Below are 21,448 nucleotides of genomic sequence, written 5' to 3'. Positions count from 1 at the left end.
ATCACCAGCTCCCGCGCCGCCCCCACCCCCGCCACCACCGCCACCTCCCCAGCCGCCGTCTCGCCCGCCCAACCAGCGGCCGCCGTCCCACCGCTCCCCCCGGGTGCGCCCGCCGCCGTCCCACCGCTCTCCTGGGGTGCGCCCTCCGGAGCGGGGGCGGCGCTCACGCGCTCCACCGCCCCCCGCGCTTCGGCCGGGCGCGTCCCGCCGCCCATCGCCTCACGCAGCGCCGTCTCGCCGGCCGCCGTTGGTGCGTCCGTCAGCGTCGGGGCGGGGTCCTTGGGGTCGTACGGGCTCCGGGGTCCTTCCTGGGGCGCAGCAGGGGCCGGCGCGTAGGAGGCCGGGGGGAGCCAGCGGGCGTCATGCAGGGCGCGGCGGAAGGCGGCGTCGATGCGGTCGCGTACCGCCTCGGGGACGTCGGCGACCAGGTGGCAGCCCGGCGCGAGAGCGTGGGGCGCCAGCCAGCCGGTCCACGACGGGCGCGGCTGGAAGTGCACCCACCAGAAGCGCCACCGCCGGGCCCCGGGCGCCACCCGGTAGTGGTGCGGCTCCCCCGACGCGAGCACCACCAGCGACCCGGGCCCGGCACGCAGCGCCGCCCCGCCCTGCTCGACGAGCCCCTCCCCCGCCTGGGTCCACATGAGCAGCCAGCTGGGCGCCCCGGCGGCCCGGCGGGTGGCGTACCCGGGCGGCTGGTCGTAGTGCCCCAGGACGATCAGCTCGGCAGCAGGAACAGTCATGTCGTCAGCGGTCACCGTCATACCCTCGCACGCCCCCGCCGCCTAGCGTGAACGGCATGAACCTCAACGACTTCCACGACCGGGGCTTCGTCATCGTCCCCGCGCTGCTGGCTCCGGAGGAGGTGGCGGAGCTGCGTGACGAGTTCATGGCGCTGCACGCCGCGGGCCCCATTCCCGGGCATTTCACGCCGACGCCGCAGGAGCCCGGCGGCCCGTACGACATCCTGCGCGACTATCCCCGCGTGATGCACCCGCACCAGGTGAACGACGTGGCGCTGCGCTACCTGCTGGACGCGCGCATCGGCGCGATCCTGGCGGACCTGCTGGGCGAGGAGCCGATAGCAGCCCAGAGCATGTTCTACTTCAAGCCGCCGGGCGCCCGGGGCCAGGCGCTGCACCAGGACAACTTCTATCTGCGGGTCGAGCCGGGCACGTGCGTGGCGGCGTGGGTGGCGCTGGACCGGGTGGACCGCGCGAACGGCGGCCTGGAGGTGGTGCCGGGCACGCACCTGATGGACCTGTTCTGCCCGGAGGAGGCGGACCACGACGTCTCCTTCACCAGGGAGTACGTGCCGCCGCCCCCCGGCCTGGAGCGCGTGCCGGTCGACATGGAGCCGGGTGACGTGCTGTTCTTCAACGGCAGCCTGGTGCACGGCTCGGAGCCGAACAGCACGGCCGACCGGTTCCGCCGCAGCTTCATCTGCCATTACGTCGGCCGTTCCGCGGAGCGGATCGCCGCCTACTACCCGACGCTCACCATGTCGGGCGAGCCGGTCACGCTGGAGGCGGCCACGGGCGGCGGCCCGTGCGGCACCGAGGCGGGCGCGCCCGCAGGCCCGCACTAGCGGGGGCCAGTCGGAGCCGGGCCAGTCAGAGCCGGGCCGGCCGGGGGCCGGGGTCAGCCTCCGGAGTGGTCGGTCTCGGCGTCCTCGGGGACGACGGTGTCCCAGGGGTCGTCGAGCCAGCCGTCGGGCAGCTGGACCTTGGTGCGTTCGCCGGACTTGCCGCGCGGGGTGTCGGTGTTGGGCGGCCACGGCTGGTCGTGGTCGAGCTTGGCGAGGCTCGCGCGCAGCCCGTCGAGCGACTCGGCGGTGGCGAGCTCGCGGCGCAGCTCGGCGCCGACGGTGAAGCCCTTGAGATACCAGCCGACATGCTTGCGGAAGTCGGCGATCGCGTAGCGCTCGATGTCGAAGCAGGTGGTGAGCCCTTCGGCGTGACGGGCCATCACGGCGGCCACCTCGCCGAGGGTGGGCCGGGTGCGTTCGGCGCTGCCGCGGAAGGCGTTCTCCAGGTCCTTGAACAGCCACGGCCGTCCCAGGCAGCCGCGGCCGACGACGACGCCGTCGCAGCCGGTGCGGGCGACCATGCGCAGGGCGTCGTCGGCGCACCAGATGTCGCCGTTGCCGAGCACGGGGATCTCGGGCACGGCCTCCTTGAGGCGGGCGATGGCGTCCCAGTCGGCGACGCCGCCGTAGTGCTGGCGGGCGGTGCGGGCGTGCAGGGCGATGGCGGCGACGCCCTCCTCGACGGCGATGCGGCCGGCGTCGAGGTAGGTGAGGTGGTCGTCGTCGATGCCCTTGCGCATCTTCATCGTGACGGGCAGCGCGCCCGCGCCGGCGACGGCCTCGCGCAGGATGCGCCGCAGCAGGTTGCGCTTGTACGGCAGGGCGGAGCCGCCGCCGCGCCTGGTCACCTTGGGCACCGGGCAGCCGAAGTTGAGGTCGACGTGGTCGGCCAGGTCCTCTTCGGCGATCATCCGGACCGCCCGGCCGACGATCGCCGGGTCGACCCCGTACAGCTGGATGCTCCTGGGCTTCTCCGACTCCGCGAACCTGATCATGCGCAGCGTCTTGGGGTTGCGCTCGACCAGCGCCCGCGTCGTGATCATCTCGCACACGAACAGCCCGGCGCCCTGCTCGCGGCAGAGCACCCGGAACGGCGCGTTGGTGATGCCCGCCATCGGCGCCAGCACGACGGGCGGCCACACCCCGATGGGCCCAATCTTCATCCCGTCAGTTGTAGCGCAGGTCGGGCCGGGAGCGGTATTCGCGGATAGTCTGTGACACGGCATCTCGCGTGGGGAGTGATGGATGCTTCTTCGAGTCCGCCTGGCGCTGCCCGACAAGCCGGGTTCGCTCGCGCAGATCACCACGGTCCTGGGCTCCGCGGGGGCGGACATCACCCAGGTGACGGTTCTCGACAGGGGCGCGGGCATGGCCGTCGACGATCTGACGCTCTTCTGTCCTGAGGACATCTCCAAGCCGGAGCTCCGCGAGAGCCTGGAGTCGGTCGCGGACGTGACGGTCGAGGGCGTCTGGACCACCCGCGAGGCCCCGGGCACCTATCCCGAGCTGGAGATCCTGAAGTACATCACCACGGCGGGCGACCGGGCGCTGACCACGCTCGTCGACTCGCTGCCGGTGCTGTTCAGCGCCGACTGGGCGGCGACGGCCACCGAGCGCGGCGTCGTCTACGCGAGCTGGCGCGCCCCGCAGGAGATCACGCTCCCGGAGCTCATCCCGGTCCGTCCCACGGCGGTCACGCTCGACGGCGGCCCGCACCTCATCCACGCGCCGCTGCCGCCGCTGGCCCTGACGCTGATGCTGGCCCGCTCCGAGGGCCCGGCGTTCCACCGCACCGAGGTCCACCGCCTCACGCGCATCCTGGAGATCTTCCTCAGCCTGCCGGCGACCGAGCGCAGCGTCGCCCGTCAGCTCCGCAAGAGCTGACGGGTGAGCATCCGCTCGGAAAACCCGCTAGAGTTGGCCGGGCAACGCGGAAGTGGCTCAGTGGTAGAGCATCACCTTGCCAAGGTGAGGGTCGCGGGTTCGAATCCCGTCTTCCGCTCGGAGTTCTACTCTCCTGGTGGAGTGGCCGAGAGGCGAGGCAGCGGCCTGCAAAGCCGTCCACACGGGTTCAAATCCCGTCTCCACCTCCAAGGACGATTAGCTCAGCGGGAGAGCGCTTCCCTGACACGGAAGAGGTCACTGGTTCAATCCCAGTATCGTCCACCACCATCTTCAAGCCCGGTCATGCGGGCTCCCGGGAGCGGGATCGTCGCCGCGAGCGACCAGACCTCCGATGTTTCGGACCTCTCAGTGAGGCGCACGGCGGTGTCAGCGCGCGGTGGAGGGGGATTGTTGCATGCATGCGACCCAACACAGTGGAGATCAAGTTAACGGTTGACGGCCCCCGGGTCCGGGCGGCCATGCGCGCGTTCGGGCTGGAGCCGGACGACGGGCAGGATCTGAAGATCTACTTCTGCGAGGACACCGCCGACGGGCTCGCCCCCGGCACCCCGCTGCTCGACGCCGGCGTGGTGCTGCGGGTGCGCGACACCGGCAACCGCAAGAGCGACTCCACCATCAAGCTGCGCCCCTGCCGGCGCTCGCAGCTCAACGACTACTGGCTCGGCGCGACCGACGGCGACGGATGGGAGTTCAAGCTGGAGGCCGACTGGTCCGGGCCGCGCAAGGTGCTCACCGCCTCGTGCACCGCGCGCCGGTCGCCGGAACGAATCGAGGCCGTCTACACGGGCAACCGGTCGATCAAGGGGCTGTTCACCGACAAGCAGGAACGCTTCCTCAGGACGTGCGCGGGCCTGCACGTCAACCTGCGCACCCTGCGGCTGCTGCCACCGGTCGAGGCTACCCGCTGGGGGCCGCTGGAGCTCGACGCGTCCGGCCGCAAGCTCACCGCGCTGGCCGAGCGGTGGGTGGTCGGCGACGAGCTCGACTTCCTGGAGCTGTCGCTGCGCGTCTCCCCGGAGAGCGCCGTCGCCGCGCAGGCGTCGCTGGAGGAGCTGGTCCGGGGCCACGGCGTCGAGATCAGCTCGGGTGAGGAGTCGAAGACCCGCCGCGTCCTGCGCCACCTGGTGGCGTCCGTCGCCTGACCAGCCACACCGGGCCGACCCAGGCTGCACCGGGCCGCACCGGGCCACACCGGGCCGCGCCAGGCTGCACCGGGGCCGCCGTCGGTGGGCGGGTCCGATGATGGCGGCGGCGTCACCGCCGAGGCGGGCGGGGCGCGTGTTCTTTCTGACTCGGGGCATGGACGGCTGTGATCCTTTGGGTTAGTTTGCGCGGCATGAGGCTTCGTTTCGCGATCAGCGCCCTGTCGGCCGCCGCCTGCGTGCTCGCCGCCGCGCCCGCGCCCGTCCACGCCGTGGTCCCGTCGGCAGGTGGGGAAGCTCCGGGCGGGGAAGCGCAGGGCTGGGAGCTGCCGGGCTGGGAGCTGAAGGAGACCGGCGTGACCGCGCGGCTGCGCGGCCTCGCGCCGGTGAGCCGGGACGTGGTGTGGGCCTCCGGCTCGGAAGGCACCGTGCTGCGCACCGTCAACGGCGGCCGGAGCTGGGAGAACGTGTCACCGCCCGGCACCGGCACGCTGCAGTTCCGGGACGTGGAGGCGTTCGACGCGCACCGGGCCGTGGTGCTGTCGATCGGCGCGGGCGCCGACTCGCGGATCTACCGGACCGAGGACGGCGGCCGTACCTGGACCGAGACGTTCAGGAACGACGAACCGCAGGCGTTCTACGACTGCGTGGCGTTCTTCGACCGGCGGCGCGGGCTGGCGATGAGCGACCCGGTCGACGGCCGGTTCCGCATCCTGGCGACCGAGGACGGCGGGCGGAGCTGGCAGGTGCTGCCCGCCGACGGGATGCCGCCGGCGCTGCCGGGCGAGGCGGGGTTCGCGGCGAGCGGGCAGTGCCTGGTGACGGCCGGCGGCCGGGACGTGTGGCTGGCCGCCGGCGGGGCCGAGCGGGCGCGCGTCTTCCACTCGCGCGACCGGGGCCGCACCTGGACCGTGGCGGACACGCCGATCCCGGCGGGCGACCCGGCGCGCGGCGTGTTCGCGCTGGCCTTCCGCGACCCCCGCCACGGGCTCGCGGTGGGCGGCGACTACCGTCCGGGCGAGCCCTCACCCAGCGCGGGCGCGGTGACGCGGGACGGCGGGCGCACCTGGCGGACCGCCTCGACGCCGCCGCCCGCCTACAGGTCGGGGGTGACGTGGCTGCCCCACCTGCCGTTCGCGGCCGTCGCGGTCGGGCCCACCGGCAGCGACATCACCTACACCGGCGGGCGGACGTGGCGGACGTTCGACACCGGCTCGTACGACACGGTGTCGTGCACCCGCGACCTGTCGTGCTGGGCCGCCGGGGAGCAGGGCCGGGTCGCCCGGCTCAAACTCGGCCACCGTTAGCCCCGGTCGGTCAACGGCCGCTCGGCGCAGCCAGCCGGCCGGTCAGCGGACGCCCCGGCACAGGCCGGGCCACCGCAGGCCGGTCGGACAGGCCGTCAGCGGACGCCGCGCGGGCGGAACTGGACGCTGATCCGCGGCCCGGTCGCGCGGGCGGTCTTGGGCACGGCGTGCTCCCAGGTGCGCTGGCAGCTGCCGCCCATCACGACGAGGTCGCCGTGGCCGAGGTCATAGCGCAGGGAGGGGCCGCCGCCGCGCGGGCGCAGCATCAGCGGCCGCGGGCTGCCGACCGAGAGGATCGCCACCATCGTGTCCTCGGTCGCGCCCCGGCCGATCGTGTCGCCGTGCCAGGCCACGCTGTCGCGCCCGTCGCGGTAGAAGCACAGGCCGGCGGTGCGGAACGGGTCGGCCGCGTAGTGCTCGTCGAGCGCCCGCATGGCGTCGGCGAGCACCGGGTCGGGCAGCGTCTCGCCCTCCTCGTAGAACTTCAGCAGCCGGGGCACGTCGACCACCCGGTCGTACATCCGGCGCCGCTCGGCCCGCCACGGCACCCGCTCGGCCAGCCGCTCGAACAGCAGGTCGGCCCCCGACAGCCAGCCGGGACGCACGTCGAGCCACGCGCCGCGGCCGAGATCGGTGCGGCGGACCGTCGAGCCGAGCGGGCCGAGCCCGAGCTCCTCGTCCATGCCGAGCAGAGATGCCTGGAATACCGCGCTCATGGCGTCGAGTGTACGTTATTGTTCAAACAAAGATTCGACTGCGTGTCGTGCCCGGCATCGCGGGCCGGGGCGTGCGAGGCTCGGATTCGGCGTCGCCGTGGAGACGGGGCCATCCATGCACACCGCGTGAAGGAGCACGTCATGCTCACCACCCAGTTCCTGCCGGGCACCCCGTGCTGGATCGACTACGGCAGCCCCGCCCTCGAGGCCACGGCCGCCTTCTACACCGGCCTGTTCGGCTGGCGGTTCGAGTCGTTCGGACCCGACATGGAGTACGGCGTGTGCCGGGCCGACGGCAAGACCGTCGCCGCGATCGGCACGCTGACCGACGAGGGCGACTCCCCCGCCTGGATGCTCTACTTCGCCACCACCGACTGCGACGCCGCCGTCAAGGCCGTCGAGCAGGCGGGCGGCACGGTCCGGTCCGGGCCCGGCGACATCGGCGGGCAGGGCCGCTTCGCCCAGCTCACCGACCCGTCCGGGGCGGAGTTCGCGCTGTGGGAGCCGGGCGGCCTGCGCGGGCTCGACCTGGTCACCGACCCCGGCTCGCTCGGCTGGGTGGAGCTCTACACGCCCGACGTCGAGGGCATGCGCGGCTTCTACCGGACGGTGTTCGGCTGGCGGTTCGAGGACATGCCGATGGGCGACTACACCTACCCGGTGGCCTCGCCGGCCGAGGGCCACCAGGCCGACACGGCGATGGCCGGCCTCGTCGAGCTGCGTGACGGCGGCCGGCCGCACTGGCTGCTCTACTTCGAGGTGCCCGACTGCGACGCGACCGTCGCCCGGTGTCAGGAGCTGGGCGGCACCGTGGCGGAGGCGGCGACGGACATCGAGGGCGTGGGCCGGATGGCCTTCCTGACCGATCCGCACGGCGCCCGGTTCGCGGTCATCACCAGCGCGGCGGCCTGACGGGGTCAGCCGCCACAGCTGGCTAGGGCGATGGAATCCCCCGCGCCCCTTTTAGCGGTCCCCGGCCCGGGGCGGGGGGGTTCGTCACAGCACGGGCTCGGACGTGTCGGCGGGGTCGGGTGTGTCGGCGGGGTCGGGCGTGTCGGCGGGGTCGGGCGTGTCGGCGGGGTCGGGCAGCGGCTCCGGCTCCGGCTCGTCACCGACCTCCAGTCCGTTGGGGGCGATCTTGACCTCCCCGGAGCCGTGCAGGTTCCAGGTGTAGTCGCCGTTGCCGTCGTTGTTGATGTTGTAGACGACCTTGCCGTCGCCGGTCCAGCCGTACTGGGCGCTGCTGGTCACGTACCGGGAGGTGCACGAGCCGAAGCCGTCGGGGTTGTCGTTGAGTGTCTGCTTGAACTCGCACCACCCTGAGGTGATGACCGTGTCGTCGCGTTCGAGGCGCACCTGGACGGCGAACTTGTCGAAGCTCTCCCCGTAGACCGGTTCGGCCTGGTCCCACCTGAGCTCGATGCGGGCCCGCCGGGTGTTGCCGTCCTTGTAGACGCACGAGCGCGCCCACACGGTCATGTCCGGCTTGCCGGGGAGGTTGAAGCTCTTCTCGTTCCACGAGGCATGGCAGTTCCAGCTCGCGGCCTGGGCCGGGGGCGCCGTGAGGGCGGTGCCGCCGGCCAGCGCCACGGCGGCCATCGCGATCGTGGCGATCCTGCTGATCGAGGACATGTTCTGCTCTCCTGAAAGACGGGGGTCAGACGGAGATCAGGTTGCCGGACGGCCCCCCGGCACGTCGTTGGCCACGACTGCACAGTTCCTGTGCCCAGCCTCTACGGCAGCGGGCGCCGCCCGGCGAAGCCCAGGTCGGTGCGGTGGTACCAGCGCAGTTCCGGCTCGCCCTCGATCCAGCACAGCCGTACCGAGACGCCGTCGAGCTCGGCGGGGAAGTCGAGCAGGACGGGCGCGATGCCCTTGACCTCCAGCCCGCGCCCGGTCCAGGTGCTGACGATCTCCTCGATGCGGGCCTCGACGGCCTTGAGCTCGGGCACGCCGCCGAGGGGTGAGGAGCCGGTCGTCCGGCGGTCGAAGGCGATCTCGGCCAGGTCGGCGCGGGCGGCGACCAGGGTGGCGGCCTCGCGCAGGATGGCCGGCATCAGGGCCCGCGCCTCGCCGGGGGTGAAGGTCCGTTCGCCGCCGTGCGCCCTGCCGGGCTCGCTGCCGTACGCGCCGCCGTACTCGCTGCCGTGTTCCATGCCGGAACGCTATCGGCTGGGCTCGTAGGCGTGGACGAGGAGCTGTTCGGCGTCGTCGAGGTAGGCGTCGAGGCAGGCGGCGGCGCGGTCGGGCTCACCGGCCTCGATGAGGCCGAGCAGCTCGCGGTTGCGCGCCACGAACGGCTCGTGGAAGGCGCGGGGGTTCTCCATGACGTGGAAGACGAGGCGCAGCTCGGCCAGCAGTTGCCGCATGGCCTCGTCCAGCCTGGGGCTGTCGTTGAGGGTCACCAGGGCCTGGTGGAAGCGGATGTTGGCGGTGCCGACCGCGTGCCAGTCACCGGCGGCGGCGGCCCGTTCGGCGTCGGCGACCGCCTCGCGGATGACGGCGAGCGCCCGGGCGGTCGGCTCGCGCCGCACGGCGGCCCCTTCGAGCACCCGGCGCACCCGGTAGAGGTCGGCTACGTCGTCGGCCGACAGGACGCGCACGAACACTCCGCGGTTGAGCCGGTGCTCCAGCAGCCGCTCGTGGCCGAGTAGCCGGAACGCCTCGCGCAGCGTGTTGCGCGACACCTCCAGCCGCTCGCAGATCGTCTCCTCCGACAGCCGGTCGCCGGGCTTGAACATGCCCTCGATGATGCGGTCGCGCAGGATGTCAGCGACGCGCTCGGCGGTGCTGCTGCGCCCGAGGCGGGACCGGTCCCGTACGAGATCCACGAGAGCTTCGTCCACAGGCAACAGGAAATCATCAAACAAACCTCTTGTCGAATCGTTCAACGATTCTTATGTTGATACCAACCCCCTGACGAAGGAGCGATGCTGATGTCAAGCTCCACGCAACAGACCCGGCGGGTGATCCTCGCCAGCCTGATCGGCACGTCGCTGGAGTGGTACGACTTCTTCCTCTACACCACGGCCGCGACGCTGGTCTTCGGCAAGCTGTTCTTCCCGACGTTCGACCCGCTCAGCGCGACCCTGCTGGCGCTCACCACCAACGCGGTCGCGTTCGTGGCCAGGCCGCTGGGCGGCATCGTGTTCGGCCACTTCGGCGACCGGGCCGGCCGCAAGACCGTGCTGGTCGTCACGCTGCTGCTGATGGGGGCCGCCACGTTCCTCATCGGCGTGCTGCCGGGCTACGACAGCATCGGCGTGCTCGCGCCCGTCATGCTGGCCCTGCTCCGCTTCGTCCAGGGCCTCGGGCTGGGCGGCGAGTGGGGCGGCGCGGTGCTCATGTCGCTGGAGCACGGCGACCCCCGCCGCCGCGGCTTCAACGCGAGCTGGCCGCAGGTGGGCGTGCCCGCCGGCTACGTGCTGGCCACCGGCACGCTGGCCGTACTGTCGTTCACCCTGCCGGACGCCGCGTTCCTGTCGTGGGGCTGGCGGGTGCCGTTCCTGCTGTCGGGGGTGCTGGTCCTCGTCGGCCTGTGGGTGCGGCTGAGGGTGACCGAGTCGCCGCTGTTCGAGCGGGTCGAGCAGCAGGGCGCCAAGGCGCGGATGCCGCTGGTCGAGGTGCTGCGCACGCACCCGCGCGCGCTGCTGTCGGCCTTCACCGCGCGCATCGGCGTGGACGTCGCCTTCTACACCTTCACCGCCTACATCCTCGTCCACCTGACCGGCCCGCTCGGGCTGGACCGGTCGGTCGGGCTCAACGCGGTCCTCATCGGCTCGGCGCTGCAGCTCGCGCTGATCCCGCTGTTCGGCGCCCTGTCCGACCGCTACGGCAGGCGCCCGGTCTACCTGGCGGGCGTGATCGGCGCCGCGGTGTGGGTGTTCGCGTTCTTCCCGCTGCTGGAGACGCGCTCGTTCCCGCTGATCGCGCTGGCGGCGGTCGTGGCGCTGATCACGCACGCGGCCATGTACGGCCCGCAGGCCGCCTTCATCGCCGAGCTGTTCAGCACCCGGCTGCGCTACAGCGGCGCCTCGATGGGCTACCAGGTGGCCGGGATCGTCGGCGGCGCGCTCGCCCCGATCATCGCGATCAAGCTGTTCGACGCGTTCGGCACCACGCTGGCGGTGTCGCTGTACGTGGTGGCCGCGCTCGCCGTCACCGCCGTGGGCCTGGCCATCGCGCCGGAGACCCGCGACCTCGACCTGGCCGCCGACCCCGGCACGCAGCCGCAGCGCGCCTGACCCCCGCTCCCCCGGTCCGCCGCGGAAGCCGCGGGCGGCGGCTGCCACCGCCGCCCGCGCGGCGGTCCCGGGCTCGCCGTCGGGCCGGCCCGCCAGGCCACGGGGGCCGGGCCGGTCCGTCGATGTGATCTCTATCACAGGGCGGGCGTTGTAACGGAATCGCCGCCGATTCCCGGAACGCCGGACACGGTTTACGCATAAACTGCGCGCCTGTGAGCCTCCCTGTACGTGCACGGTCCCCCAGGCCGGGCGGCGGCCGCCACCGCCGTCCCGTCCCCACGTCCCTGCCCCCGGACGCGCCCGTCCTCGTGCTCGCGGCGCCGGGCGGCACCTCAGGCGTGCCGGCCGAGATCGCCGCCGTCGTGCGGGTCGACAACCCCCAGATCGAGGTACGGCTCACCGCCGTGGACGAGCTGGCCGCCTCGCTGCCGGCCGACCGCGACTCCGTCGTCGTCCCCCTGCTGACGTGGGACGACCCGGTCGTGCTCACCGAGATCTCCGAGTCCGTGGCCAAGAGCGGCGCCCCCGCCGTGATGACCGAGGCGCTCGGCCCTCACCCGCTGCTGGCCGAGGCGCTGCACATCCGGCTGGCCGAGCGCGGCCTGGCCAGGGCCGACCGCGTCCGCCTGCTCAACGTCTCCAGCCCGGTCGACGGCGTCATCCTCGGCACCGTCGGCGGCGAGCGGGCCGTGCACGCCGTGCAGGCCACGGCGGTGCTGCTGGCCTCCCGGCTCACGCTGCCGGTCGTCGCCGCCTCCCTCGACAGCGACCCCGGCGTGCCCGTGGCCGCCGAGCGGCTGCGCGCCGCCGGCGCCGAGCGGCTGGCCATCGCGCCCTGCCTGATCGGCCACGAGGCGCCCGCCGGCCTCGTCGAGCGGGCCGCCGCGTCGGTCGACGCCGGTCACGCCGAGCCGCTCGGCTCGCACGGCGCCATCGCCGAGCTGGTCGCGCGCGCCTACGGCAGTCAGCTCGCCACCTGACGTACTGGTCGGACCCGGCGTCCTTGTGAAGATCGGCCCGCCCGCGTTACCTTCTCCGCATGCGCCGGGTGGTGTGCAAGGGCGGGCGGCTGTGGCTCGGTGAGGTCACCGAAGCCGACGTCGCCGCGCTGCACGCCGTCTACGGCGACCCGGGCGCGACCCAGCACATGCCGTTCGCGCCGCTGTCGCTGCCGCAGGTGGCCGGCCTCGTCGACGAGGCGGTGCGGGCGGCGGCGGCCGAGCCGCGCAGGCTCTACGTGCTGGCGGTGCTCGAACCCGGCGAGCCGGAGGCCATCGGCGTGGCGCGGCTGCGCGTCGACGCCGAGCATCCGCACAGCGCCGAGATCGGCCTCGGGCTGCGCCCCGACCACTGGGGCCGCGGCATGGGCACCGACCTGGTGCGGCTGCTGCTGAAGTTCGGCTTCAAGCAGCTCGGCCTGCACCGCATCTGGGGCGCCCGCTCCCCCGCCAACCTGCCCGCGCAGCTCGCGATGCTCACGGCCGGGATGGTCGAGGAGGGCATCCTGCGCCACCACGTGTCCACGCCGTGGGGTTGGCGCGACTCGGTCATCCACGCCGCCCTGGAGGACGAGTGGACCGACCGCTGAGCGAGCTCACCGCACCAGCCTGAAGAACGCGCGCACGTCGTCCACCAGCAGGTCGGGCGCCTCCATCGCGGCGAAGTGGCCGCCCCTGCCGAACTCCGACCAGTGCACGACGTGGTGCTCGCGCTCGGCGAAGCGCCGGATGCCGGGGTCGCCGGGGAAGACGGCCACGCCGTGCGGGAGCGGCGACGGCTCCGGCCGGCCGAACCAGGAGGCGGCGCTCTCCTTGTAGAGCCGGGCGGAGGAGGCGGCGGTGCCGGTCAGCCAGTAGAGGCTGATGTTGGTGAGCAGCTGGTCGCGGTCGACGGCGTCCTCGGGCAGCTCGCGGGCCGGGTCGGTCCACTCCTTGAACTTCTCGGCGATCCAGGCGAGCTGCCCGGCCGGGGAGTCGTGCAGGCCGAAGGCGAGCGTCTGCGGCCGGGTGGCCTGCATGATCGCGTATCCGCGGCCGTCCTCGTCCGCGTACAGGCTCATCCTGGACAGCTCGGCCTCCGTGAGGCCCTCCAGCTCGGCGGGGTCGCCGGTGGGATGGCCGAGGCCGCCGTTGACGTGCACGCCCACGACGCGGTCCGGGTCGAGCCTGCCGACCATCGGGGAGATCGTCGCGCCGGTGTCGCCGCCCTGCGTGCCGTAGCGGTCGTAGCCGAGGCGGCTCATCAGCTCCTTCCAGGCGCGCGCGACCCTGGCCACGTCCCAGCCGCGCTCGCGGGTGGGGCCCGAGAAGCCGAAGCCGGGGATGGACGGGGCCACCAGGTGGAAGGCGTCGGCGGGGTCGCCGCCGTGCGCGCGCGGGTCGGTGAGCGGGCCGATGACCTTCATGAACTCGACGACCGACCCCGGCCAGCCGTGCGTGATCAGCAGCGGCAGCGCGTCCGGCTCCGGCGAGCGCACGTGCAGGAAGTGCACGTCCTGCCCGTCGATCTCGGTGACGAACTGCGGGTGGGCGTTCAGCGCCGCCTCGTGCTCGCGCCAGTCGTAGCGGGTGCGCCAGTGCTCGGCCAGCCTCCTGGCGTACGCGACCGGCACGCCGTACGACCAGCCGGCGCCGTCGAGCTCGTCGGGCCAGCGGGTGCGGGCGAGGCGTTCGCGCAGGTCGTCGAGGTCGGCCTGCGGGATGTCGATGCGGAAGGGCTTCATGACCACCACGCTAGGACCGGCCTAGGACAGGTAGGGTCCTAGGATGCTGGAGACGTCGGCGCGGCTGCTCAAACTGCTGTCCCTGCTGCAGACCCACCGCGAGTGGTCCGGGCCGGAGCTGGCCGGGCGGCTCGGCGTCACCGCGCGCACGGTGCGGCGCGACGTGGAGCGGCTGCGCGAGCTCGGCTACCAGGTGCACGCCACCGCCGGGGCGCCCGGCTACCGGCTGGGCGCGGGCGGCGACCTGCCGCCGCTGCTGCTCGACGACGAAGAGGCCGTCGCCGTGGCCGTCGGGCTGCGCACCGCCGCCCAGGGCAGCGTGGCGGGCATCGAGGAGACGTCGCTGCGCGCCCTGGCCAAGCTGGAGCGGGTGCTGCCGTCGCGGCTGCGGCGCCGGGTCAACGCCGTGCAGTCGATGACCGTGCCGATGACGGGGCGGGCGCCCGCGGTCGATCCGGACGCGCTGGCGGCGATCGCGGCGGCCTGCCGTGACCACGAGAGCCTGCGGTTCGACTATTGCGGCGCGGGCGGCGCCGTGACGACGCGCGTCGTGGAGCCGCACCGGCTGGTGGCCACCGGGCGGCGCTGGTACCTGGTCGCCTTCGACCCCGGCCGTGACGACTGGCGGCTGTTCCGGGTGGACCGGGTGCGGCTGCGGACGCCGAACGGGCCGAGGTTCACCCCGCGCCGCCCACCCGACACCGATCTGGCGGGCTACGCCTCCCGCCGGATCGCCGAGGCGCCGTACCGCTTCCGGGGCCGGTTCACCGTGCACGCCCCCGCCGCGGCGGTCGCCGAGCGGCTCTCCCCGTCCGCCGCCGCCGTCGAACCGCTCGGCCCGGCCTCCTGCCTGCTGACCGCGGGCGGCGACTCGCTGGACGAGATGGCGTCCTGGCTGGTGTCGCTGGGCGTGCCGTTCGAGGTCCACGAGCCGCCGGAGCTGGCCGATCACCTGCGCGTGCTGGCGGCGCGGCTGGCCGGCGCGGCGGGCGGCCAGTGAGCCGGCCGGAAATTGTCGGTGGCGGCCCCTACGATGAGGCTCCTCACAGGAGGGATGGCCCATGCTCGACACGCTGATCGTGCCGCTGTTCGTCACCACCGACCTGCCGCCGGACGCCGACCTGGCCGGGTTCGGCCGGCTGCTCGCCGAGTCCGCGCGCACGCTGGGCGGCGAGGGCGCGGGCTATGACGCCGTCCTGTCGGGCAAGGTGTTCTGGCTCGACCGGCCCGTGGCGCCCGGCCAGCATCCCCCGGCGGTGTCGGAGTCGCGCTTCGCCGGCCTGCTCGGCCACGTGACGGTGCCCGGCGCGGGCCACACCTCGCGCCAGGTGGTCGCCGACGTCCGCCGCGCCGTCGGCGCGGCCGTGACCGGCCACTACGGTGACGTGGGCGTCCTGCCGGCGGTCTTCGCCATCCGCGACAGCGACGTGCGCGAGCGCACCCCCGACGACGCCGTCCCCGTCGACCCCCTCCCCGTCGACGCCGTCCCCGTCGACGCGTTGCTCACCGCGCACCGCTGACCGGCCCGCGTCCCCGCTTCCCGCCCTGGCGCAACGCGGCTCAGGCGGCCAGGCCCATCAGCACGTACGCGGCCCACAGGTCCGGCCTGGTGGCGCCGTGCCTGTCGCGTGCCTCCAGGGTCACCTCGCGCAGCGCCTGCGCCCGCCCGGCGCCGTCGCGGATCCTCGCGTGCAGCCGCCGCGTCACCGCCCGCCTGACCTCCCCGCCGACCGGCCACATCGGCGCCACCGCGGCCCCGGCCCCCGCGCGCAGCAGCGCCTGCCCCAGCACCGCCGCGCCGCCGCTCTCGCACGAGCCGAGCACGACCAGCCCGGCCCCGATCCGCATCCCGGCGATCCGCCGCGCGGTCAGCAGCCCGTCGCCCAGCCTGACGCCCGACCCGAACGGGTCCTCCCCGTCGTAGGAGCCGTGGCAGGCCAGGTGGATCCGGTCCCAGTCGCCTTCCAGCAGCGCGGCCGTGGCGTCCGGCCCGGTGTGCGCGCCCTGGCCGCCGTCGCGCGCGATCTCCGCGGCCTCGTTCTCGTACGCGACCCGCGCCACCGCGTCCTGCGCGTAGCCGACGACCAGCGAACGCCGCGCCCGCGCCGCCTGCCGCCCGGCGAGGCCGCCCAGCATGGCCAGCGACGGCGCGTAGGCCACCGGGCAGCGTTCGAGCAGCAGCCGGCCGCCGGGGGCCAGCGCGTGCAGCGGCAACCGGTCCAGCTCCCCGTACGGGACGAGGTAGAGCATGTCCAGGGCGTCGCCGAGCGCGTCGAGGGCGTCGCCCAGGAGCAGGTCGCCGAGCAGCGCCCAGTCGTCGCCCCACCGGCCCTCGCCGCCTGCCGCCACGAGCAGTTCCGTTCCCACCCGGGTGCCGAACGCCCTCGGCTGCGCCCACCCGGTCCGGTGCGCGAGCACCAGCACCCGGCCGCCGCTCAGGTAGAACCCCAGCACCCCGGTCACCCCCGCGCCCCTGCGCGCCCCGGCTGCTTCGGCCGCCCCGGTTGCCCTGATTGCCCCGGTTGCTTCGGCTGTCCCGAGCACCCCGGCCATCGCCTCCACGGCCTCGGCCACGACGCCCTCGTCGTGCCACCCCGGGCCTGGCCCGTCGGCCCGGCCCACGGGGCCGAGCTGGACGGCCAGGAGCCTGGCCTTCGCCCGCTCGGCGTGCGCCCACGCGGTCCGGCCCCGCCCCAGCCGCACGGCCAGCTCGACGGCCCTGTCACGCAGCGCCCCGGCGGCGCCGTCGCCGGCGCGTTCGGACAGCTCTCCGGCCGCCTCGGCGTCCGCCAGCGCCGCCGCCAGGTCACCGAGCCGTTCCGAGGCGACCGCCCTGTCCTGGTACGCGCGGCCCAGCGCCTCCTCCTGCCCGGTGCCGCGCAGCAGCGCGATGGCCTCCGAGGCGCGCTGCCGCGCCCGCGCGTGCTCCCCGGCCCGCACGTCGAGCGCGGCCAGCCTGCCGAGCGCCAGCCCCTCCCCGGCCGCGAACCCGATCCGCCGCGCCAGCCCCAGCGCCTCCTCCAGCCCCGCCACGGCCTCCGCCCCACCCGCCCCGAGCCCCTGGGCTTGCAAGGCCGCCTGCCGGATCAACCCCAGCACCACGGCCCGCCGCCGCCCCCGGGCCCGGTCGACCTCCACCGCCCGCGCGCCGAACGACCGCGCCCGCGCCGTCTCCCCCAGCTCCCGGTACGCCTCCGCGAGGCCGTCGCAGGCCGCCCCGACGAGCCTGTCGTCGCCTGCCGCCTCGCCCAGCACCAGGGCCTCCAGGCAGCCCGTGACCGCCTCCCCCGGCTCGCCCTGCACCAGCCGCAGCCGGGACCGCGCCACCAGCAGCTCGGCCCTGGGCACCCGCCACGCCGGCCCGCCCGTCAGCGCCAGCCCTTCGGCCAGCACCGCTCCGGCCTCCGCGAGCCGCCGCGCCTCGACCAGCGCCGCCCCCAGCACGGCCAGCACCCGCACCAGTCGCACCGGCAACGCCGCCCCCGCCGAGCCGGCTGTGCTCGCCGTGCCTGCCGCCGGGGTCGCCCGGACGGGCTCGCGGGCGAGCTGGGCGGCCTTGGTCAGGTGGTCGACCGCCTTGGCGGCCCGCCCCTGTGCCAGCGCCGCCGCGCCGAGGTTGCGCAGATGCTCCACCAGACGGGCGTCACCCAGCTCGCACCCCTGGGCGGCGTAGTCGTGCGCCACCGCGGGCTCCTCCGCCTCCAACGCCAGCTCGGCCAGCTTCGCCAGCAGCCGCGAGCGGCGTCCCGGGTCGTCGTTCACCTGGAGCGCCTGCCGGGCCGGCGCGAGCGCCCCGGCCAGGTCTGCCGCCGCTTCGGCCTCCTCGATGCGCAGCCACTCGGCCGGCGCCTCCGCCGGGTCCCCTTCCCGCCGCAGCCCCGCGAGCGCCCGTGCCAGCGCCGCCCGCCCGCGCGCCCGCTCCCCGAGCGCCAGCTGCAGCTGCGCCACCCGGACCAGCACCGCCGCCTCGACCTGCCCCGCCATCAGCCAGTACGGCGCCTCTGCCCCCGCCGGCCCATCGCCTGAACACGCCGTGCCCTCCGTCGGGGCGCGATGGCCGTACGACGGCTCGGCCGGCTGGGGGGCCGGGTCGTCGGCCAGGGCCGCCAGCCCTTCCTCCAGGGCGGAACGGGCACGCACCAGCGCCCCGCGCGCCTCCAGCGCGAACCCGAGCCGTACCGCAGCGAAGGCGCCGGGACGGCCCGTGTGACGCAGCCCCGCCGCCGCCCGTTCGAGCGCCTCGATCTCCCCGTCCGCGTCACCGGTACGCGCGGCCAGCACCGCCAGGCGGTCCTGGACGATCGCCTCGCGCACCGGGTCACCCGCTGCCATCCCCAGGGCCGATTCCAGCAGCTCCCCCGCCGCGACCGCCCACGCGCCCCGGGCCCCGGCACTGTCCGAAGCCTTGGCCGCCAGCCCCCGCCGCACCTCGGCGAGCCACCCGTCACCGGCTCCCCCGCGGTCCTCGAAGGCGGCGCCCGGCTCGTTCCCGAACCCGGCTGCCAGTTCCGCCGCTGCTCGCGACGGCCGGCCTGCCTCCGCCTGGGGGCGGGAAGGCGTGCCGGGCGATGCCGAGGCCGGGTGAAGCGCCAGGTCGGCCTGCGCCAGCGTGGCGGAGAACAGCGCCTCCAGGTCCCCCTCGGAGGCGGCCAGCTCGAAGGCGCGGGCGAGTTCCGTACGGGCGTCGTCCGGCCGGTTCAGGTCGCCCAGGCAGGCGCCGCGCAGGGTGCGGGCGGCGGCCTCGCGGGACGGGGCGCCGAGGCGGGCGTAGGCGTCGGCGGCCGTGGCGAGGTCCTGGGCGGCCTGGTCCGGGTCGCCCTCGGCGTAGGCGAGGGTGCCGAGCTGGTGGCGGACGGCGGCGAGGCCGTCCTGGTGACCGATCGCGTTGTACGCGCGTTCGGCCCGTTCGAAGGCCTGCCGGGCGGCGGGCAGGTCGCCGCGGGCGCGGCGGCGGCGGGCGATCCGGTACCACTCGTCGGCGGGATCGCGCCGGTTCCCCCGGCGGCGGACGATCTCGACGATGGCCGTCTCGCACGCGGCGGCGTGGCCGGCGTGGCCGAGGGCGTGGAGGAGCCGCGCGTGGGCGTCGAGCGCCTGGCAGGCGTCGTCCCAGGAGCCGTGCGTCTCCAGCTCGGCGGCGCAGGTGGTGATCACCTCGGCGGCGGCGGGCAGATGGCCGAGCTCGGCGCCGCACCGGGCGCTGACGATGAGGACGCGGGCGGCGCGTACGCTCTCGCCGAGCGCCAGGTACAGCTCGCGGGCGCGGCTCGAACGCTCCAGCGCGGCCTCCGGGTCGCCCGCGGCCAGGTGCGCGGCGGCGGCCTGTTCCTGCTGGGACGCCTCCGCCTCGGCCAGGCCCGCCTGGCGGCAGAGGTCGGCGGCACGCAGGTGCAGGGCGGCGGCGCGGGCCGGATCGTTCCCGCCGCTCGCCGCCGCGCCCATCCGGCCGGTCTCCGCCGCCTCCGCGTGCGCGTCGCCCAGGTCGCGGTACGTGATCGCGGCCTGTTCGTACGAGCGCAGCGCCGCCTCCCACTCGCCCAGCTCCTCGTGGCAGCGGCCGATCAGGGAACGCGCCCGCGCGGCGCCGGCCGGGGCGCCCGCGTCGGTGAAGGCCCGTTCGGCACCTACGAGCAGTTCGGCGGCGATGCGATGCCTGCCCCGGTCCGCGAACAGGCCGGCGATGCCGAGCAGCCGGGTCGCCAGGGCGTCCGGTTCTTCGGCGGGGGCCGGGCCGGGTCGTCCGGCGAGGGGCAGGAGGGCGCGGGTCAGGTCGTCGTCGACGTCCAGCGCGAGCCGCGCGGCGGCCTCCGCCGGCTCCGGCCCGGCCGTGGCCAGGGGCGACGGGTGCTCGGGCAGGCGGGCGAGGGTGCGGGCCAGGTGGGCGTGCAGGGCGGGGTCGAGGGCGGTGGCGGGCACGGTCAGGGCCTCGGCCAGGTCGGCGGGGTCGCCCAGCACGTCGAACCGCAGCAGCAGCGCCTCGGCCAGCGGGGCCGGGACGGCGGGCTGGTCGGGCAGCGTCTTGGCGGCCGTCTCGGCGGCCTGGCGGGCGGCCTGCACGGCGTCGTCGAGGTCCTGGCGTCCCTGGCCGGCCAGGGCGCGGCGGCGCAGCATGAGGGACAGCAGCGCGTACGCCTCCGCCGGCTCCTCGCCGGCGTCGATCACCTGCCGTAAGGCGGTCACCGCCTCGTCGGCGGCGGGCAGGCCGGGGTCGAGCCGGAGCGCCCGGGCGAGCAGCAGGAGCGCCCGGGGCCGCATCGGGTCGGCGCCGGAACACGCCGCCACGGCTTCCCGCGCCGCCGTGATCGCTTCGTCCGCCCGGGCGTCCCGCTGCCCTCCCACGACCCCGATGGCGTCCTGACCGTGAGGCGGCCCCACCGGAGTGGCGCCCCCACCGTACGGACGTGCCGCCCGTTCAGGGGCCGCCCCACGAGAACCCACGTCGCCCCACCCTCCAGAGGCTGCCGCACCACCGGGGGTGCCGCTCTGCCGCCCGGAAGCGGGTGCGCCGCCGGGGCCCGTCGCCGTAGTGGCGTCCTCGCCGAGGAGGCCGCTCGGTCCCCTGAGGGCGGGTTCAGGGGTGGCGTGGTGGGTGAGGGCGTTGGCGAGGTTGGCGAGGAGGCGGGGACGGTCGGGGTGGCCGGGGTAGGCGCGGGTGGCCGCGTGGCGCAGGGCGTGCAGGGCGGTGTCCAGGTCGGCGGGGTGGCCGGTGGCGCGGTAGCGGCGCCAGCGGCGGCCGGCGAGGAGGTCGAGCCGGGCGATGGGGTCGCGGCCGAGTTCGGCGGGGATGTCGCCGGGCGGTTCGCCGAGGGCGGCGAGCATTTCGCGGGCGGCCTCCAGGGAGCGTTCGTCGCCGGTGACGGCGTACCACTCGACGAGCCCGGAGGCGTACGCGGCGAGGACGCGGGGGTGGGCGGCGCGGGGCTCGTGCCAGAAGTCGAGGGCCGCCTGCCCGGTGCGGATGAACGCGAGCAGGTCGGCGTCGTGCGCGGACTGGGCGGCGCGCCGCCCGGCGAGCTCCAGGAGGGCGAGGAGCGCCTGGGAGCGTTCCGGGCCGTCGGGCCGCCAGGCGGCGGTGAGGTGGGCGCGGGTGAGCTCATCGTCGCCGGGCATGGCGCGGCCGAGGGCGGCGGCGAGGGCCCCGAGGTGGCGGGGGTCGCCGAGGGCGGCGCGGAAGAGGACGTGGACGGCGTCGTCGAGCGCCTCGGGCCGGCCGGTCGCGCGGTGCAGGCGGGTGAGGCCGTCGCCGAGGAGGGCGAGGGCGCGGGACGCCCAGGCGCCGTCGGCCTCCTGGAGGAGGACCTGGGCGAGCCGGTCGCACACCTCGGGGGTCGGGTCGGCGAGGGCGCGGCGGACGAGGGTGTGCAGGAGGAGGGCGACGTGGGGGTGGGCGCCGGGGTCGACGTGGCGGAAGAGCTCTTCGACGAGTTTGGCCCAGGTCTCGGGGGTGTCGGCGGCGCCGGGGCCGCGCAGCCGTTCGGGCAGGCCACGCGGGTCGACGACGGCCACGGCGGCGAAGAACACGCCGGCCACGGCGGCTTCGGTGCCCTCTCCGGGGTCGAGGCGGTAGCGGGCCAGGTGGAGCATGCCGATGAGCCGCCAGGTGACGGCGTCGGCGGGGCCGCCGTCGCAGGCGAGCATGGCCTGTTCGGCTTCGGCGAGCGCCGTCTCGTCCCGCACCGGCCCGGGGTCGGCGTCCCGGTCGAACGCCGCGATGCGGGAGGCGAGAGCCCAGGCCGGATCGTTCATGAAGGCAACACTCTCACTGGTGCGCGCCGGCGTACAGGACCGCCCCTGCCGGGGGGCGCCGGTAGGTAAGCGCTTACAGTT

18 protein-coding genes and 3 tRNA genes are annotated in these 21,448 nt (G+C 75.1%); 13 read left to right on the top strand and 8 right to left on the bottom strand.

Going from position 1 to position 21,448, the window contains the following annotated elements; translation table 11 throughout:
• A partial coding sequence (locus KME80_RS30075) for an AraC family ligand binding domain-containing protein (protein WP_219509775.1) occupies positions 1–740 on the bottom strand: 740 nt, incomplete at its 3' end.
• Positions 741–796: 56 nt separating this feature from the next.
• On the opposite strand from KME80_RS30075, the gene KME80_RS30070 reads away from it, so the two are divergent.
• Positions 797–1,585: a phytanoyl-CoA dioxygenase family protein gene (locus KME80_RS30070; RefSeq protein WP_219509774.1), complete on the top strand. Its 789-nt coding sequence runs from the start codon at positions 797–799 to the stop codon at positions 1,583–1,585.
• Between the two features lie 53 nt (positions 1,586–1,638).
• Here the strand turns inward: KME80_RS30070 and dusB are convergent, their stop codons facing one another.
• Entirely contained in the window at positions 1,639–2,748 is a 1,110-nt protein-coding gene (gene dusB / locus KME80_RS30065; protein ID WP_246645992.1) for a tRNA dihydrouridine synthase DusB, read from the bottom strand.
• Between the two features lie 82 nt (positions 2,749–2,830).
• Here dusB and KME80_RS30060 point away from each other — a divergent pair, with 82 nt between their 5' ends.
• From KME80_RS30060 to KME80_RS30035, 6 genes are all read left to right on the top strand, one after another.
• Entirely contained in the window at positions 2,831–3,469 is a 639-nt protein-coding gene (locus KME80_RS30060) for an ACT domain-containing protein (protein WP_219509773.1), read from the top strand.
• A gap of 46 nt (positions 3,470–3,515) precedes the next feature.
• A tRNA-Gly gene (locus tag KME80_RS30055) sits at positions 3,516–3,587 on the top strand.
• Between the two features lie 17 nt (positions 3,588–3,604).
• Positions 3,605–3,678, top strand: a tRNA-Cys gene (locus KME80_RS30050).
• Position 3,679: 1 nt separating this feature from the next.
• Positions 3,680–3,754 (top strand) — tRNA-Val (locus tag KME80_RS30045).
• 134 nt (positions 3,755–3,888) lie between these two features.
• Positions 3,889–4,632 (top strand): hypothetical protein, encoded by a 744-nt coding sequence (locus tag KME80_RS30040; protein WP_219509772.1) that lies wholly within the window; start codon positions 3,889–3,891, stop codon positions 4,630–4,632.
• Positions 4,633–4,826: 194 nt separating this feature from the next.
• Positions 4,827–5,939, top strand: a complete 1,113-nt coding sequence (locus KME80_RS30035) for a WD40/YVTN/BNR-like repeat-containing protein (RefSeq protein WP_219509771.1) — start codon at positions 4,827–4,829, stop codon at positions 5,937–5,939.
• Positions 5,940–6,034: 95 nt separating this feature from the next.
• On the opposite strand, the gene KME80_RS30030 is transcribed toward KME80_RS30035, so the two are convergent.
• Positions 6,035–6,655, bottom strand: coding sequence for an alpha-ketoglutarate-dependent dioxygenase AlkB (locus tag KME80_RS30030; RefSeq protein WP_219509770.1), 621 nt, complete (start codon positions 6,653–6,655; stop codon positions 6,035–6,037).
• Between the two features lie 141 nt (positions 6,656–6,796).
• Between KME80_RS30030 and KME80_RS30025 the strand changes: the two genes are divergently transcribed.
• Positions 6,797–7,567, top strand: a complete 771-nt coding sequence (locus KME80_RS30025) for a VOC family protein (protein ID WP_219509769.1) — start codon at positions 6,797–6,799, stop codon at positions 7,565–7,567.
• Positions 7,568–7,651: 84 nt separating this feature from the next.
• On the opposite strand, the gene KME80_RS30020 is transcribed toward KME80_RS30025, so the two are convergent.
• The 3 genes from KME80_RS30020 to KME80_RS30010 all read right to left on the bottom strand — a co-directional run bounded on the left by KME80_RS30020 (position 7,652) and on the right by KME80_RS30010 (position 9,501).
• Positions 7,652–8,287, bottom strand: a complete 636-nt coding sequence (locus KME80_RS30020) for a hypothetical protein (protein ID WP_219509768.1) — start codon at positions 8,285–8,287, stop codon at positions 7,652–7,654.
• 101 nt (positions 8,288–8,388) lie between these two features.
• The gene (locus tag KME80_RS30015; RefSeq protein ID WP_219509767.1) at positions 8,389–8,811 is read right to left on the bottom strand and encodes a DUF2203 domain-containing protein; all 423 of its coding nucleotides are present in this window, start codon (positions 8,809–8,811) and stop codon (positions 8,389–8,391) included.
• Between the two features lie 9 nt (positions 8,812–8,820).
• Complete coding sequence (locus tag KME80_RS30010) at positions 8,821–9,501, bottom strand: GntR family transcriptional regulator (protein WP_308125982.1); 681 nt, start codon at positions 9,499–9,501, stop codon at positions 8,821–8,823.
• A gap of 90 nt (positions 9,502–9,591) precedes the next feature.
• Here KME80_RS30010 and KME80_RS30005 point away from each other — a divergent pair, with 90 nt between their 5' ends.
• The 3 genes from KME80_RS30005 to KME80_RS29995 all read left to right on the top strand — a co-directional run bounded on the left by KME80_RS30005 (position 9,592) and on the right by KME80_RS29995 (position 12,487).
• Positions 9,592–10,899: an MFS transporter gene (locus KME80_RS30005; RefSeq protein ID WP_219509765.1), complete on the top strand. Its 1,308-nt coding sequence runs from the start codon at positions 9,592–9,594 to the stop codon at positions 10,897–10,899.
• A gap of 212 nt (positions 10,900–11,111) precedes the next feature.
• The gene (locus tag KME80_RS30000) at positions 11,112–11,879 is read left to right on the top strand and encodes a sirohydrochlorin chelatase (RefSeq protein ID WP_308125981.1); all 768 of its coding nucleotides are present in this window, start codon (positions 11,112–11,114) and stop codon (positions 11,877–11,879) included.
• A gap of 59 nt (positions 11,880–11,938) precedes the next feature.
• Positions 11,939–12,487, top strand: coding sequence for a GNAT family N-acetyltransferase (locus tag KME80_RS29995; protein WP_219509764.1), 549 nt, complete (start codon positions 11,939–11,941; stop codon positions 12,485–12,487).
• Positions 12,488–12,493: 6 nt separating this feature from the next.
• Here KME80_RS29995 and KME80_RS29990 read toward each other — a convergent pair whose 3' ends face one another.
• Positions 12,494–13,621 (bottom strand): epoxide hydrolase family protein, encoded by a 1,128-nt coding sequence (locus tag KME80_RS29990; protein ID WP_219509763.1) that lies wholly within the window; start codon positions 13,619–13,621, stop codon positions 12,494–12,496.
• A 43-nt stretch (positions 13,622–13,664) separates the two neighbouring features.
• On the opposite strand from KME80_RS29990, the gene KME80_RS29985 reads away from it, so the two are divergent.
• Positions 13,665–14,621 (top strand): helix-turn-helix transcriptional regulator, encoded by a 957-nt coding sequence (locus tag KME80_RS29985; protein ID WP_219509762.1) that lies wholly within the window; start codon positions 13,665–13,667, stop codon positions 14,619–14,621.
• 61 nt (positions 14,622–14,682) lie between these two features.
• Positions 14,683–15,141, top strand: a complete 459-nt coding sequence (locus KME80_RS29980) for a hypothetical protein (protein ID WP_219509761.1) — start codon at positions 14,683–14,685, stop codon at positions 15,139–15,141.
• Between the two features lie 40 nt (positions 15,142–15,181).
• Here the strand turns inward: KME80_RS29980 and KME80_RS29975 are convergent, their stop codons facing one another.
• Complete coding sequence (locus tag KME80_RS29975; RefSeq protein ID WP_219509760.1) at positions 15,182–21,367, bottom strand: CHAT domain-containing protein; 6,186 nt, start codon at positions 21,365–21,367, stop codon at positions 15,182–15,184.
• Positions 21,368–21,448 lie beyond the last annotated feature (81 nt).

The organism is Nonomuraea ceibae, assembly GCF_019396325.1.
GTDB classification, from domain to species: Bacteria; Actinomycetota; Actinomycetes; order Streptosporangiales; family Streptosporangiaceae; genus Nonomuraea; species Nonomuraea ceibae.
This window is presented reverse-complemented; position numbering and strand designations above follow the sequence as displayed.

Excerpts from the sequence above, each read along its gene's own strand:
- KME80_RS30020 (WP_219509768.1), bottom strand. The coding sequence starts at position 8,287 with ATGTCCTCGATCAGCAGGATCGCCACGATCGCGATGGCCGCCGTGGCG.
- KME80_RS30060 (WP_219509773.1), top strand. The coding sequence starts at position 2,831 with ATGCTTCTTCGAGTCCGCCTGGCGCTGCCCGACAAGCCGGGTTCGCTC.
- KME80_RS30025 (WP_219509769.1), top strand. The coding sequence starts at position 6,797 with ATGCTCACCACCCAGTTCCTGCCGGGCACCCCGTGCTGGATCGACTAC.
- KME80_RS29975 (WP_219509760.1), bottom strand. The coding sequence starts at position 21,367 with ATGAACGATCCGGCCTGGGCTCTCGCCTCCCGCATCGCGGCGTTCGAC.
- KME80_RS30015 (WP_219509767.1), bottom strand. The coding sequence starts at position 8,811 with ATGGAACACGGCAGCGAGTACGGCGGCGCGTACGGCAGCGAGCCCGGC.
- KME80_RS29980 (WP_219509761.1), top strand. The coding sequence starts at position 14,683 with ATGCTCGACACGCTGATCGTGCCGCTGTTCGTCACCACCGACCTGCCG.
- KME80_RS30035 (WP_219509771.1), top strand. The coding sequence starts at position 4,827 with ATGAGGCTTCGTTTCGCGATCAGCGCCCTGTCGGCCGCCGCCTGCGTG.
- KME80_RS29995 (WP_219509764.1), top strand. The coding sequence starts at position 11,939 with ATGCGCCGGGTGGTGTGCAAGGGCGGGCGGCTGTGGCTCGGTGAGGTC.
- KME80_RS29985 (WP_219509762.1), top strand. The coding sequence starts at position 13,665 with ATGCTGGAGACGTCGGCGCGGCTGCTCAAACTGCTGTCCCTGCTGCAG.
- KME80_RS30005 (WP_219509765.1), top strand. The coding sequence starts at position 9,592 with ATGTCAAGCTCCACGCAACAGACCCGGCGGGTGATCCTCGCCAGCCTG.
- KME80_RS29990 (WP_219509763.1), bottom strand. The coding sequence starts at position 13,621 with ATGAAGCCCTTCCGCATCGACATCCCGCAGGCCGACCTCGACGACCTG.
- KME80_RS30070 (WP_219509774.1), top strand. The coding sequence starts at position 797 with ATGAACCTCAACGACTTCCACGACCGGGGCTTCGTCATCGTCCCCGCG.
- KME80_RS30040 (WP_219509772.1), top strand. The coding sequence starts at position 3,889 with ATGCGACCCAACACAGTGGAGATCAAGTTAACGGTTGACGGCCCCCGG.
- dusB (WP_246645992.1), bottom strand. The coding sequence starts at position 2,748 with ATGAAGATTGGGCCCATCGGGGTGTGGCCGCCCGTCGTGCTGGCGCCG.
- KME80_RS30030 (WP_219509770.1), bottom strand. The coding sequence starts at position 6,655 with ATGAGCGCGGTATTCCAGGCATCTCTGCTCGGCATGGACGAGGAGCTC.